Here is a 14063-nt window from a genome sequence, read left to right on the forward strand (position 1 = left end):
TGCCTGGTATCAGCATTTCCCCGCATTGTTGTTGTAGTGTAGAATGCGGCGTTTCAGTACATTGACGTCAGGCGCGTACAGGCCTCTTAGTTACTCGTAAGGCATAAAAACTCACTATATGAAGAATATTCGTAACTTTTCGATCATCGCTCACATCGACCACGGTAAGTCGACGCTGTCTGACCGTATCATCCAGATTTGCGGTGGTCTTTCCGATCGCGAAATGGAAGCCCAGGTTCTTGATTCCATGGATCTTGAACGTGAGCGCGGCATTACCATTAAAGCGCAAAGCGTCACGCTGGATTACAAAGCCAACAATGGCGAAACCTACCAGCTGAACTTTATCGATACCCCCGGTCACGTTGACTTCTCCTACGAGGTTTCCCGTTCGCTCGCCGCCTGCGAAGGCGCACTGCTGGTGGTGGATGCGGGCCAGGGCGTGGAAGCGCAGACGCTGGCAAACTGCTATACCGCCATCGAGATGGATCTGGAAGTCGTACCGGTACTGAATAAGATCGATCTGCCAGCCGCCGATCCTGAGCGTGTTGCAGAAGAAATTGAAGACATTGTTGGCATCGACGCCACCGATGCGGTGCGCTGCTCGGCGAAAACCGGCGTGGGCGTGCCCGATGTGCTGGAACGCCTGGTGCGTGACATTCCGCCGCCGGAAGGCGATCCGGAGGCGCCGTTGCAGGCACTGATCATCGACTCCTGGTTCGATAACTACCTTGGCGTGGTTTCTCTGGTGCGTATCAAAAATGGCACCATGCGCAAAGGCGACAAAATTAAGGTGATGAGTACCGGGCAGGTTTATAACGCCGACCGCCTGGGGATTTTCACGCCGAAACAGGTTGATCGCACCGAACTGAAGTGTGGCGAAGTAGGCTGGCTGGTTTGTGCGATTAAAGACATTCTCGGCGCGCCAGTGGGCGATACCCTGACTTCCTCCCGCAACCCGGCAGATAAAGCGCTGCCAGGCTTTAAGAAGGTCAAACCGCAGGTTTATGCCGGTCTGTTCCCGGTCAGCTCTGACGATTACGAAAACTTCCGCGATGCGCTCGGCAAACTGAGCCTCAACGACGCCTCGTTGTTCTATGAACCGGAAAGCTCCACCGCGTTGGGCTTTGGTTTCCGCTGCGGCTTCCTCGGTCTGCTGCATATGGAGATCATCCAGGAGCGTCTTGAGCGTGAATACGATCTGGATCTGATCACAACCGCACCGACCGTGGTCTACGAAGTGCAGACCACCAATAAAGAAGTGGTTTACGTCGATAGCCCGTCTAAGCTGCCGCCGCTGAACAACATTGACGAACTGCGCGAGCCTATCGCCGAGTGTCACATGCTGCTGCCGCAGGAGTACCTTGGCAACGTTATCACGCTGTGCGTAGAGAAACGTGGTGTGCAGACCAACATGGTTTACCACGGCAACCAGGTTGCGCTGACTTACGAAATTCCGATGGCGGAAGTGGTGCTGGACTTCTTCGATCGTCTGAAGTCAACGTCGCGCGGTTATGCGTCACTCGATTACAACTTCAAGCGTTTCCAGGCCTCTAACATGGTGCGTGTGGACGTGCTGATCAACGGTGAGCGCGTGGATGCGCTGGCGCTGATCACCCATAACGATAACGCCCCGTACCGTGGCCGTGAGCTGGTCGAGAAAATGAAAGAACTGATCCCGCGTCAGCAGTTTGATATCGCGATTCAGGCGGCGATCGGTAACCACATTATTGCCCGTTCGACAGTCAAACAGCTGCGTAAAAACGTGCTGGCGAAATGCTACGGCGGTGACGTGAGCCGTAAGAAAAAGCTGCTGCAGAAACAGAAAGAAGGTAAGAAACGCATGAAGCAGGTCGGCAACGTCGAACTGCCGCAGGAAGCGTTCCTTGCCATTCTGCATGTGGGCAAAGATAGCAAATAATCCTAAGGAGTTGGCATGGCGAACATGTTTGCCCTGATCCTGGTGATCGCGACACTGGTGACGGGTTTTTTATGGTGCCTGGATAAATTTATTTTTGCACCAAAACGCCGGGAACGTCAGGCCGCTGCGCAAGTTGCGACAGGCGATGCGCTTGATGCAAAAACGCTGAAGAAGATCGGTCCGAAGCCTGGCTGGCTGGAAACCGGTGCGTCCGTATTCCCGGTGCTGGCTATTGTGCTGGTGGTGCGTTCGTTTATTTACGAACCGTTCCAGATCCCATCTGGTTCAATGATGCCAACGCTGCTTATCGGTGATTTCATTCTGGTGGAGAAGTTCGCCTATGGAATTAAAGATCCGATCTACCAGAAAACGCTGATTGAAACCGGTCATCCGAAACGTGGTGACATTGCGGTATTTAAATACCCGGACGATCCGCGTCTGGATTACATCAAGCGTGTGGTTGGCGTACCGGGCGATAAAGTGACCTACGATCCGGTGACTAAACAAGTGACCGTGCAGCCGAACTGCAGCTCTGGTCAGGCTTGCGGTAGCGCTTTGCCTATCACTTACAGCAACGTTGAAGAGAGCGATTTTGTGCAGACCTTCGGACGTCGCTCCGGTGGTGAGGCAAGCAGCGGTTTCTTCCAGTTACCGAAAGGCCAGTCCCTGCCGGATGGCGTACGTTTAACCGAGCGTAAAGAGACGCTGGGGGATGTGACGCACCGCATTCTGACCGTGCCTATCGCGCAGGATCAACTGGGGATCTACTATCGTCAGCAGAGCCAGCCGCTGGCTACCTGGATTGTGCCGCCGGGTCATTACTTTATGATGGGCGACAACCGCGATAACAGCGCAGACAGCCGCTACTGGGGCTTTGTGCCGGAAGCGAACCTGGTTGGCCGTGCCACGGCAATCTGGATGAGTTTCGAAAAACAAGAAGGTGAATGGCCGACAGGCGTGCGCCTGAATCGTATCGGCGGAATTCATTAATTAACCAGGGCGCAATCACCGCGATTGCGCCCTTAATTATTTCCAATATTATTCCCACCAGACTAACGACAACCCCGGTCGTTGCGTATAGAATATTCCCCCGAAGTTTAAGGCTGGTTCCCCCGGGCGCCACAGCACACGAAACCGCGTTGGTTTTCTCAGGTCGGTTTCGTGTGCTGCATTGTTGACGCATTTATTTATTGGTATCGCATGAACCCCATCGTAATTAATCGGCTTCAACGGAAGCTGGGCTACACTTTTCAACATCAGGATCTGTTGCAGCAGGCATTAACCCACCGCAGCGCCAGTAGCAAACATAACGAGCGTCTCGAATTTCTCGGTGACTCTATTTTAAGTTATGTGATTGCTAACGCGCTCTATCATCGTTTCCCGCGTGTGGACGAAGGTGATATGAGCCGCATGCGCGCGACGCTGGTGCGTGGAAATACGCTGGCGGAGATTGCCCGCGAATTCGAACTGGGTGAATGTCTGCGCTTAGGACCGGGCGAACTGAAAAGCGGCGGTTTTCGCCGTGAATCCATTCTGGCAGACACCGTTGAGGCGTTAATTGGCGGGGTGTTTCTTGATAGCGATATTCAGACCGTCGAACAATTAATTCTGAGCTGGTATCAAACGCGCCTTGATGAAATCAGTCCTGGCGATAAACAAAAAGATCCGAAAACGCGCCTGCAGGAATTTCTGCAGGGTCGTCATCTGCCGCTGCCGTCTTATCTGGTGGTGCAGGTGCGCGGCGAAGCGCACGATCAGGAATTTACTATCCACTGCCAGGTCAGCGGCCTGAGTGAACCGGTGGTTGGCACAGGTTCCAGCCGTCGCAAGGCGGAGCAGGCTGCCGCCGAACAGGCGCTGAAAAAACTGGAGCTGGAATGAGCGAAGAAAAAACCTATTGCGGATTTATTGCCATCGTCGGACGTCCCAACGTTGGCAAATCCACCTTGTTGAATAATCTGCTTGGGCAGAAGATTTCCATCACCTCTCGTAAGGCGCAGACCACGCGCCACCGCATCGTCGGTATCCATACTGAGGGCGCGTATCAGGCGATTTACGTCGATACCCCAGGCCTGCACATGGAAGAGAAACGTGCCATCAACCGTCTGATGAACAAAGCTGCCAGCAGCTCCATCGGCGACGTTGAACTGGTCATTTTCGTTGTGGAAGGCACCCGCTGGACGCCGGATGACGAAATGGTGCTGAACAAGCTGCGTGACGGCAAAACGCCGGTGATCCTCGCGGTCAACAAAGTGGACAACGTGCAGGAGAAAGCCGATCTGCTGCCGCACCTGCAGTGGCTGGGCAGCCAGATGAATTTCCTCGATATCGTGCCGCTGTCTGCCGAGACCGGTCTGAACGTTGATACCATCGCGGGCATCGTGCGTAAGCATCTGCCGGAAGCGGTGCATCACTTCCCGGAAGATTACGTGACCGACCGCTCACAGCGCTTTATGGCCTCGGAAATCATCCGCGAAAAACTGATGCGTTTCCTCGGTGCGGAACTGCCGTACTCGGTCACCGTGGAGATCGAACAGTTCGTGACCAACGAACGCGGCGGTTACGACATCAACGGGTTGATCCTTGTTGAGCGCGAAGGGCAGAAGAAGATGGTGATTGGCAACAAAGGTGCCAAAATCAAAACCATCGGTATTGAAGCCCGTAAAGATATAGAAGAGATGTTCGAAGCCAAAGTTCACCTGGAACTGTGGGTGAAAGTGAAATCCGGCTGGGCCGACGACGAACGCGCGTTGCGTAGTCTCGGTTACGTAGACGATCTCTAAGAGCCTGCTCTCTATGGCTCCCGGGTTGCAGGCAAACTGCCAGGCTTTGAGTGTTCAGGTGCTTGCCCGAATAAACGCTCTGGATGCGCGGATGAAGCCAGCGCTGCTGCGGCCTGAAAGACGACGAGAATAATATGGAAGGCTGGCAGCGCGCTTTTGTTCTGCATAGTCGCCCGTGGAGCGAAACCAGCCTGATGCTGGACGTCTTCACGGAAGAGTCTGGTCGTGTGCGCCTTGTCGCCAAAGGCGCACGTTCCAAACGTTCTAATCTGAAGGGCGCATTACAGCCTTTTACTCCTCTGCTGGTGCGCTTTGGCGGGCGTGGCGAAGTCAAAACGCTGCGCAGTGCGGAAGCGGTATCGCTGGCACTGCCGCTCAGCGGCATCACGCTCTACAGCGGTCTCTACGTTAACGAACTTATCTCCCGCGTGCTTGAACACGAGACGCGCTTTTCTGAACTGTTTTTTGATTACCTGCACTGTATCCAGGCCCTGGCGGGCGTCACCAGCACGCCGGAACCGGTGTTGCGCCGTTTTGAGCTGGCGCTGCTCGGGCATCTGGGTTATGGCGTTGATTTTCTCCACTGCGCCGGCAGCGGCGAGCCGGTCGATGATGTAATGACTTATCGTTACCGGGAAGAAAAGGGCTTTATTGCCAGTGTCGTGATAGATAACAGCACCTTTACCGGGCGGCATTTACGCGCACTGGCGGAGAGGGAGTTCCCGGATGCCGACACGCTCCGCGCTGCAAAGCGCTTTACCCGTATCGCGTTAAAGCCGTATCTTGGAGGCAAACCGCTGAAAAGCAGGGAGCTGTTCCGGCAGTTCGTGCCAAAAAGATAGCAGAATAACAACCGGACTGACGCGGCGAAGCGCGCGTCAGTGCCTTTGAGAACATTGAGGATTGTCATGGCTGAATTACTGTTGGGCGTCAACATCGATCACATCGCCACACTGCGTAACGCGCGCGGGACGGCCTATCCGGACCCGGTGCAGGCCGCTTTTATCGCCGAGCAAGCAGGCGCTGATGGCATCACGGTGCATTTGCGTGAAGATCGTCGTCATATTACTGACCGCGACGTGCGCATTCTGCGCCAGACTTTGCACACCCGAATGAATCTGGAAATGGCGGTGACCGAAGAGATGCTGGCGATTGCCTGTGAAACCAAACCGCATTTTTGCTGCCTGGTGCCGGAAAAACGCCAGGAAGTCACCACCGAAGGTGGGCTGGATGTGGCCGGGCAACGCGAGAAAATGCGCGACGCCTGCCAGCGTCTGGCGCAGGCGGGCATCCTGGTGTCGTTGTTTATCGATGCTGATGCTGAGCAGATCAAAGCGGCGGCAGAGGTTGGCGCACCGTACATCGAAATTCACACTGGTTGCTACGCGGATGCTAAAAGCGATGCCGATCAGGCAAAAGAGCTCGAACGCATTGCTAAAGCGGCGACCTACGCAGCAAGCCTTGGCCTGAAAGTTAACGCCGGACACGGCCTGACCTATCACAACGTCAAAGCCATTGCCGCGCTGCCGGAAATGCACGAGCTGAACATCGGCCACGCCATTATTGGCCGCGCGGTGATGAGCGGCCTGAAAGAGGCGGTAGCAGAGATGAAACGGTTGATGCTGGAAGCGCGCGCGTAATGGCGATTCTGGGATTAGGTACGGATATCGTCGAGATAGCCCGCATCGAAGCGGTGGTCGCCCGCAGTGGCGATCGCCTGGCTAAACGGGTGCTGAGCGACAACGAGTGGGTGCTGTATCAGGCGCATCAGCAGCCGGTGCGGTTTCTGGCGAAACGCTTTGCGGTCAAAGAAGCGGCGGCAAAAGCCTTAGGCACGGGGATCCGTAACGGGCTGGCGTTTAATCAGTTCGAAGTGTTTAACGATGCGCTGGGCAAACCGAGCCTGCGCCTTTGGGATGAAGCACTGCGGATGGCGGAGCAGATGGGCGTGCGCGCAATGCACGTGACGCTGGCGGATGAACGCCATTACGCCTGCGCGACAGTGATTATCGAGAGCTAAATCTTATCTGCGTGGTGCATCAGGACAAACTTGTCCCACAGCTGTTCTTCAGTTTCCACATGCGCCGGATCTTTGAGGATGGTATTGGGTATCGGGCACACTTTCTGGCAAGTCGGGGTTTCGTAATGGCCGACGCACTCGGTACACCGATCGCTGTTGATTTCATAAATGCTGTCGCCCATCGAAATGGCTTCGTTCGGACATTCCGGTTCGCACATGTCGCAATTGATGCAGCGTTTTGTAATGAGTAAAGCCATTTCAAAGAATTACCGTCAAATCTGGATGCTATCTGGAAACTACTGGATGTTAACCGGCGCACTTTACCACAGAAACCGGATAGCCCCAATCACGATGATCTTTTTGCGCACAAAAGTGGCGCGGGACAATCTTTCTACTCCCTCCTGAGACGTTTTGGCGAATGTTCTTAATCAAACATAAGAAAAGCGTCATTGACCGGAGAATATTTCTGCGCTGAAAATATAAATAACACACGGGCAGAATAGAGTGCGGTGTCTTTTTATTGATTAAGAATGATCACCACGTCTCTGATATATGAATGTTGCTCTATTTTAGCGCGGCCTGGCAGGGATAATTAATAAGGGATTATAATGAAAAGAGCGAAATTATATATCGCATTAATTGCCAGTATCACAAGCGGGCTGGCGAATGCGGCGAATGAGTATATCTATACAACGCCGGTACCGCCTGCGTATGAATCCTCCGCAAACCAGCGTGCGTTGCGGACAAACGACGAGACGTCAACCTATATCAAATGTGTGTATAACATCGATAATCAGGATCAAAGTAATCCTGCCTCATCCTGGATATGGGCACGTGACGGGAGTAACTACCTGAAGCTGCGCGGATATTGGTATAGCACCACGCCGCTGGCAAATATGTTTTATAGCGAATCATCCTACGCAAACCTGGTAAATATCTGCCGGAGCACGTTGAAGGCCAGCAATATTAATGCGCAGACCGTTATTCCTTATGCTTCCGATTACGCGCTCTCCTGGTATTATATGATTTGGCATCAGGGGCAGGCGCAGCCGGCGATACTGTTTGGCAATAATAAAATTGATCGCATGGTCATATTTGGCGATAGCCTTAGCGATACGATTAATGTTTATAACGGCTCATACGGCACGGTTCCAAATCACGCATCGTGGTTTCTTGGTCATTTTTCTAATGGCAAAGTCTGGCACGAATATCTGGCCGGTTCACTTAATTTACCGGGCTATGTATGGGCGACAGCCAATGCGGAAAGCGGTGAGAAACCGTTATTTAACGGTTTTGATAAGCAGCTGGATTCTTTCAGCGCTTATCTGAGTAAAACAGAGAATTATGACATCGCGCAGACCCTGTTTACGGTGCTGTTTGGCGGTAATGATTTTATCACTGGCGCAAAAACGCCGGACGATATCATCGCTACTTACCGCATACAGCTGGCGCGTCTGGCGGCACTGGGAGCGCAGCATATCGCGATATTCAGGCTGCCTGATTTCTCTGTCATTCCTGGTGTCGCTACCTGGACACCAGCGGAAAAAGAGGCGCTAAAAAACAAATCAGAGAAGTTTAACCAGCAGCTGGACCGCCTGCTCGGCGAATTACGCACCGCGTATCCGAAAGCGAATTTTTTCACCGTCAAACTGGATAGCGCATTTAATGATCTGCTCAGTGAAAGCGGTAAATATGGCTTTGTTAATACCAGCGAAACTTGCCTGAATATCTCCGCTTCCGGCATCTCTTACGCCACAGGTGTCGCGGTGAAGCAGGCATGTAAAACGGCGAACGGGGCGTTTGTTTTCTGGGACAATATGCACCCGACCACCAAAACCCATGCTCTGCTCGCAGAAATGATACGCGAGGAGATAGTGCAACATCTGACCAGCGACGGCGAGTAACCGCGCTAAGGCACCTCGTCCGTCAGGACGGGAGGCTACACCAGTTTTTTCACCAGTTCTTCGCTATGGCGAATACGCTCCGGCGCATGCTCAAGATCCTGCTGTACCAGCGCCATAAACAGTAAATCCGTGAGCATCATTTGCGCGCTGGTGGAAGAAATCGCCGCGCTGCGTGTCGCTTGCTCTTCCGCGATGGTGTACAGGCAGTGCGTGGCCCGCTGCTGTAATGCGTTCGGCGTGAAGCCGGTTATGGCGAGGATCTTGCCGCCAACGCGCAGTGTCTCATCGGCCGCCATGTTGATTTCTCGGCGTTCGCCGCTATAAGAGACCGGCAGCAACAGATCGCCCGGCTCCATCGCCTGCACGGTTGCCAGCAGCGCGTGCATATCCTGCTCGACCACGGCGTTAACGCCGATTTTCATCAGTTTCCAGCCAAAATTACGGGCGACCAGCCCGGAAGCGCCGATACCCGTCAGGATAATACGCCGCGCTTCGCGCAGCAGCCGCACGCTCTCCAGCAGTTTCTCCTCGCTGTTAACATCGAGCGAGGCATGCATGGCGCTCTGGTACTCTTTAATCAGCTTTTCGCCCACCACCCGCAGCGGATCATCACCACGGATCTGGTTATGTACCGGCACAGACCACGGATTGCTATTGCTGGCTAACGCTTCGCTGATCGCCAGTTTCATCGCCGGAAAGCCTTTGAAATCCATCTTCTGGGCAAATTTCACCACGCTGGACTGGCTGACGCCTGCTTCGGCGGCCAGCTGTTGCGAACTCAAATGACGGGCGCGATCGGGATTTTCCAGCAGAAATTCCGCCAGCTTTTTATCGCTCTGCGCAAGGCCTGGGTAGCGCTGGCGAATGCGGATTAGACAATTCATAAGATCTCCGGGAGCAAACCCATCCGCGATATTTTGCCGATGAATGAATTTAATATTCCAGTAATAGATTGCGATTATGAATTAAAAATTCTTTTAGCACAAAATATCCCTGAATGGGTTTTGACAGCGATCAAGAGGATCCGCTGAGGCTGCGTTGTTTAACCTTCGGTGAATTATCGAGCAGACGAATTGCCGGAATAAAACTGGCACCTGCGCAGGCAATGACCACCGCGATTGCCGAGGCGATCAGCACGTTGCTGCTACCAAAGTGCGTCGCCAGTGGCCCGGCGGCCAGCTCACCAACCGGAATAGCGATAAATGACCCCATTGCATCGTAGGCATAAACACGCGCCAGCTTCTCTGGCGGAATATGTGTTTGTAATGACTGCGCCCACGCCACACCGAACAGGCCGAAACTGACGCCAGCGAGGAAAAACGCCGCCAGCAACCACGTTGTAGAAACATTTTGGCTGAGGAGATAGATCGGCACCGCGCATACGGCAACCAGCATCACGCCGATAAACAGGTCGCGTCGCGGACGCCAGCGCAGCGCGAGGAATGAACCGACAATCAAGCCCACGCTCTGCGCGGCGACAATCATTCCCCAGCGCGTGCGGCCAAACGAGGTATCGGCAATGATCGGGCCGAGTACCATCACCACGCCGCTGAACGCGGCATTAATAATGGTGAACTGCACGACAATAGCCCACACCCAGGCGCGGCTGATGAACTCTTTCCAGCCATCGCGCAGATCTTGCAGGATATTGCTTTGCGCCGCTGTCTCCTGAATAGCGCCCATGCGAATGGCGAGATAAAGCGGAGCCGAGGCGGCAAAGCCCAGTGCGTCAATCGCCAGCCCCCAGCCAGGCCCGACAGCGCTGGTGAGGATGCCACCGAGCGACGCGCCGACGACCGTTCCGCTATAAATACCAAGCTGGATAAAGGCATTGGCTTCGCGCAGGTTATGCGCTGGCACCGTTTGCGGCACCAGCGCGGACGAAGCCGGCAGCGCGATCCCCGCCGCCGCGCCGTTAATGGTGCCGAGTATCGCGAGGTGCAGCACCGTCGCTGAACCGTCCAGCACCAGCCAGGCGACAACGCCTTGCGAACAGGCGGCGACCAGCGACGACAGCACCAGCACCTGGCTGCGTGAATAGCGATCGGCCAGCACACCGCCGACCAGCAAAAACCCCACGTTAAACAGTGAGCGAGCGGCCACCACAATACCGAGTTCGGTGGCGGAACCGCCAATGTCCAGCACCGCAAAAGCCAGCGCAATGGGGGCAATGCCGTTACCGAGCACCGTCAGCAGACGGGCAAAAAACAGATGGCGAAACGGGGTAAAATGAAAGGCGCGCGTATGTTGTGTTGTCATCAGGATCGCGGTGAAGTAAAGGTTCGGGCCAGTGTAAAGCATCCCGGCCTTGCCAACATAGCCGCTGATTATTACAGGTATCGGTGACCGATTGTTACCGGAAAAGTGAGGGGCTATCTGTTAGGCTATTGAAAGAGCGATCGCCAGAAGGAGAGGCCCGGCGGTCGAAGGTTAACCAACAGAGGACTCCCATTTGGCTAACAGCGAGCGCCGCGTCGTCTTTTTTGATCTGGATGGTACCCTGCATCAGCAGGATATGTTTGGCACGTTTCTGCGTTACGTTTTGCGTCATCAGCCGTTAAATGCGTTGCTGGTGCTGCCTTTGTTGCCGGTGATTGCGGGCGGATTATTACTCAAAGGACGCGCCGCGCGCTGGCCAATGAGCTTGCTGCTGTGGGGCTGTACGTTTGGCCATAGCGAACGGCACCTGAATGCGTTGCAGCAGAAATTTGTCAGCTGGTTTCGTGAGCATGTTACCGCCTTCCCGGTCGTGCAAACGCGGTTAACCAACTATCTGGCGGCGTCCGATGCGGATATCTGGCTGATTACCGGCTCGCCGCAGCCGCTGGTGGAGCAGGTCTATTATGATACCCCGTGGCTCCCGCGCGTTAATCTGATAGCCAGCCAAATCAGCCGCCGCTACGGTGGCTGGGTGCTGACTATGCGCTGTCTCGGTCATGAAAAAGTCGCCCAGCTTGAACGCAAAATCGGTACCCCGTTGCGCCTCTACAGCGGTTACAGCGACAGCAAGCAAGACAACCCGTTGCTCTATTTTTGCCAGCACCGCTGGCGCGTGACGCCGCGTGGCGACTTGCAACAGCTCGAGTAGTGTCGAACCGATAACGGCTGTGTATAATGCGCTCCGCCTGAATTACTGGAGTATCTCGCTTTGTCCATTCCTGAACTGAATCACGACGTCTGGATGCGTCATGCGCTCACGCTGGCGAAACGTGCCTGGGAAGAGGGCGAAGTGCCGGTAGGCGCGGTGCTGGTGCATAACGGTCAGGTGATCGGCGAAGGCTGGAACCGGCCGATTGGCCGCCACGATCCTACCGCGCATGCGGAAATTATGGCGTTGCGCCAGGGTGGGCTGGTGCTGCAAAACTACCGTCTTATTGATACCACTTTATATGTCACGCTGGAGCCATGCGTTATGTGCGCGGGTGCCATGGTGCACAGCCGTATCGGTCAACTGGTTTTTGGTGCGCGGGATGCGAAAACCGGCGCGGCGGGATCGCTGATTGATGTGTTGCACCATCCGGGCATGAACCATCGGGTGGAGATAACCGAAGGCGTGTTACGCGATGAATGTGCCGCGATGCTGAGCGATTTCTTCCGCCAGCGTCGGCTGGAGAAGAAAGCCCTGAAAAAACCGGCTGGCGATCTTACTGCTTTCTAGGGCGTAGTGGCGTTAAGCGCTAGCGGTTAACTTTTAGCGGGTTTTGCACCAGCGCGTCGGACACCAGCAGCGGGTTACGCGGGAAGGCTTCATTAGCGGTTAATGCGCTAAAGGGCAGCACGCCGTAAGCCGGGCGATTTAATTCTTCTGTCGATACCGCCGGGTAACTCCTGGCCAGCTTCACTGCTTTTGCGGCCTCTTTCTCTTTTTCCAGCAAATAACCGACCAGGCTAATTTCATACTTACGAATATTTTCTACATAGGCATAGGCTTCGTGTCCGCGAGCGTAGCCGTACGTCAGCTTGCTGTAGTACTGTTTCTGACTTAATAACGGCAGGCGCTGTTTCACGTCTGCCCAACTGTCCGGGTTGCCTTTGGTTTTCGCCGTTAACGCGCGGGCATCCAGCATGTGCGCGTAGCCCATATTGTAAGCCGCCAGCGCGAACCAGATTTTTTCATCCTGCGGTACGGTGTCCGGCACTTTGCTCATCATGTCCACCAGGTAACGCGCGCCGCCGCTGATGCTTTGCTCGGCGTCAGTGCGATCGCTTAAACCTAAGCTCTGCGCCGTATTACGCGTCAGCATCATCAAGCCGCGAACGCCGGTGGGTGAAGTGGCCTGGGAGTCCCAGTGTGACTCCTGATAAGAGATGGCCGCTAACAGTCGCCAGTCGATCGCCTGGGCGTATTTTTCAAACAGCGGTTGCAGATCCGGCAGCACGCTATCGACGGCGCGTAAAAAGGTACGCGTGTCGACATAGTCAAAATCCTCGCCATGGCCGAGATATTTCTCCTCCAGCCGCGCAAGTGTGCCGTCTTCATTCATATAATTGAAAAAATCGAGCATCGCGGCCGACAGCGTATTATCGTCATCGCGCTTGCTAAACCAGGTGACGGGTTGCTCATCGGTAATATCCAGCGCCACCGCCAGCTCGGGGTGCACGCGCTGGAACAGGCTAATGGCGACCGAATCAGCGACGGTGTAGCTCAGTTTCCCGTCGACCACTTGTTGCAGCAACGCGGTCGTGCCGAGCTTTTCATCCACCGTCCAGCTTAACTCCGGGTACTTCTTCTCTTTTAATTCACGCAGATCGTCCAGGGCGACATGACCGGGAGCGATGGTTAACTGGCTGGCATTAACGGATTCCAGCGTACGGGGGCGGTAGCTGCCCACGCGGTACACCAGTTGCTGAGAAACCGAGTAGTAGACCGGCCCGGTTTGATAGTTCTTCACCCGTTCGCTGTTGTAGACCAACCCGGCGGCGAGCATATCGGCGTCGTCATTATCAAGGTCATCAAACAGTTGGCTGATATTCTGGCGCACCGTGACTTTCAGTTTGACGCCAAGGTAATCGGCGAAATGCTGCGCGAGATCGTAATCCAGCCCATACGTTTTGCCATCAACGGTGTTGTAAGTGAGCGGTGTGGCAACCGTACTGACGCGCAGCTCCCCACGAGCTTTGATCGCCGCGATGCGATTGTCGGCTTTGCCGAACCAGGGGATAGAAGGCCACAGGGCCGCTGCCAGCAGCAGGGTGACAATGCCGATGAGCAGATAATTAATCTTAAATTTTTTCAAGGAGTTAATTCTCTGCGCCGTGCTTTGCCTCAGAAGATTCTCGTGATGATAACAGTAAGGTTTGTCGGTGATTGAGCGGCATTCTGCGCAACAAAACGCCAGTTGGCAACTAATTAGAGCATTCGGCGACAGCTATTGTTAAAAATTGACGGCGATTTTATTTCGACGCAAACGGTTTCGTCGGCGCGCAGGATTCTCTAT

General features: G+C 54.6%; 14 protein-coding genes. 10 read left to right on the forward strand and 4 right to left on the reverse strand.

The features are described 5' to 3' along the window. Positions 1-118: 118 nt before the first annotated feature. The 7 genes from lepA (at position 119) to acpS (ending at position 6721) form a co-directional block, all read left to right on the forward strand. Positions 119-1918 carry a translation elongation factor 4 gene (gene lepA, locus O3S68_RS00085; RefSeq protein ID WP_020454749.1) on the forward strand — a complete coding sequence of 600 codons (1800 nt, stop codon included), beginning with the start codon at positions 119-121 and terminating at the stop codon, positions 1916-1918. A 15-nt stretch (positions 1919-1933) separates the two neighbouring features. After that, a complete protein-coding gene (lepB, locus tag O3S68_RS00090; protein WP_020454748.1) occupies positions 1934-2908 on the forward strand; it encodes a signal peptidase I in 975 nt (324 codons plus the stop codon). A gap of 210 nt (positions 2909-3118) precedes the next feature. Beyond that, the gene (gene rnc, locus O3S68_RS00095; RefSeq protein ID WP_044489704.1) at positions 3119-3799 is read left to right on the forward strand and encodes a ribonuclease III; all 681 of its coding nucleotides are present in this window, start codon (positions 3119-3121) and stop codon (positions 3797-3799) included. Further along, positions 3796-4701: a GTPase Era gene (gene era / locus O3S68_RS00100; protein WP_269230555.1), complete on the forward strand. Its 906-nt coding sequence runs from the start codon at positions 3796-3798 to the stop codon at positions 4699-4701. Before rnc ends, era begins: the two co-directional genes overlap by 4 nt. A 134-nt stretch (positions 4702-4835) precedes the next feature. Continuing rightward, on the forward strand, positions 4836-5543 hold the full coding sequence (gene recO, locus O3S68_RS00105; RefSeq protein WP_017459036.1) for a DNA repair protein RecO: 708 nt from the start codon (positions 4836-4838) through the stop codon (positions 5541-5543). Positions 5544-5609: 66 nt separating this feature from the next. Further along, positions 5610-6341, forward strand: a complete 732-nt coding sequence (pdxJ, locus tag O3S68_RS00110; protein WP_017459035.1) for a pyridoxine 5'-phosphate synthase — start codon at positions 5610-5612, stop codon at positions 6339-6341. Further along, on the forward strand, positions 6341-6721 hold the full coding sequence (gene acpS, locus O3S68_RS00115; protein ID WP_045510492.1) for a holo-ACP synthase: 381 nt from the start codon (positions 6341-6343) through the stop codon (positions 6719-6721). Before pdxJ ends, acpS begins: the two co-directional genes overlap by 1 nt. On the opposite strand, the gene O3S68_RS00120 is transcribed toward acpS, so the two are convergent. Next, positions 6718-6978, reverse strand: coding sequence for a YfhL family 4Fe-4S dicluster ferredoxin (locus O3S68_RS00120; RefSeq protein WP_017459033.1), 261 nt, complete (start codon positions 6976-6978; stop codon positions 6718-6720). The two genes, acpS and O3S68_RS00120, sit on opposite strands and share 4 nt — an antisense overlap. Before the next feature lie 351 nt (positions 6979-7329). Between O3S68_RS00120 and O3S68_RS00125 the strand changes: the two genes are divergently transcribed. Continuing rightward, positions 7330-8625: an SGNH/GDSL hydrolase family protein gene (locus O3S68_RS00125; RefSeq protein ID WP_269230556.1), complete on the forward strand. Its 1296-nt coding sequence runs from the start codon at positions 7330-7332 to the stop codon at positions 8623-8625. Between the two features lie 35 nt (positions 8626-8660). Here O3S68_RS00125 and O3S68_RS00130 read toward each other — a convergent pair whose 3' ends face one another. Both O3S68_RS00130 and O3S68_RS00135 read right to left on the reverse strand, forming a co-directional pair. Beyond that, the gene (locus O3S68_RS00130; protein WP_017459031.1) at positions 8661-9509 is read right to left on the reverse strand and encodes a MurR/RpiR family transcriptional regulator; all 849 of its coding nucleotides are present in this window, start codon (positions 9507-9509) and stop codon (positions 8661-8663) included. Between the two features lie 130 nt (positions 9510-9639). Continuing rightward, the gene (locus O3S68_RS00135) at positions 9640-10884 is read right to left on the reverse strand and encodes an MFS transporter (RefSeq protein WP_269230557.1); all 1245 of its coding nucleotides are present in this window, start codon (positions 10882-10884) and stop codon (positions 9640-9642) included. Positions 10885-11077: 193 nt separating this feature from the next. Here O3S68_RS00135 and yfhb point away from each other — a divergent pair, with 193 nt between their 5' ends. Continuing rightward, positions 11078-11713 carry a phosphatidylglycerophosphatase C gene (gene yfhb / locus O3S68_RS00140; RefSeq protein ID WP_020454742.1) on the forward strand — a complete coding sequence of 212 codons (636 nt, stop codon included), beginning with the start codon at positions 11078-11080 and terminating at the stop codon, positions 11711-11713. A gap of 45 nt (positions 11714-11758) precedes the next feature. Then, positions 11759-12283, forward strand: coding sequence for a tRNA adenosine(34) deaminase TadA (gene tadA, locus O3S68_RS00145; RefSeq protein WP_269231642.1), 525 nt, complete (start codon positions 11759-11761; stop codon positions 12281-12283). Positions 12284-12302: 19 nt separating this feature from the next. Here tadA and mltF read toward each other — a convergent pair whose 3' ends face one another. Continuing rightward, positions 12303-13895: a membrane-bound lytic murein transglycosylase MltF gene (gene mltF / locus O3S68_RS00150; RefSeq protein ID WP_238328396.1), complete on the reverse strand. Its 1593-nt coding sequence runs from the start codon at positions 13893-13895 to the stop codon at positions 12303-12305. Between the last annotated feature and the right edge of the window lie 168 nt (positions 13896-14063).

Origin of the sequence: Kosakonia sp. SOY2, assembly GCF_027109175.1 — a bacterium.
GTDB lineage: Bacteria > Pseudomonadota > Gammaproteobacteria > Enterobacterales > Enterobacteriaceae > Kosakonia.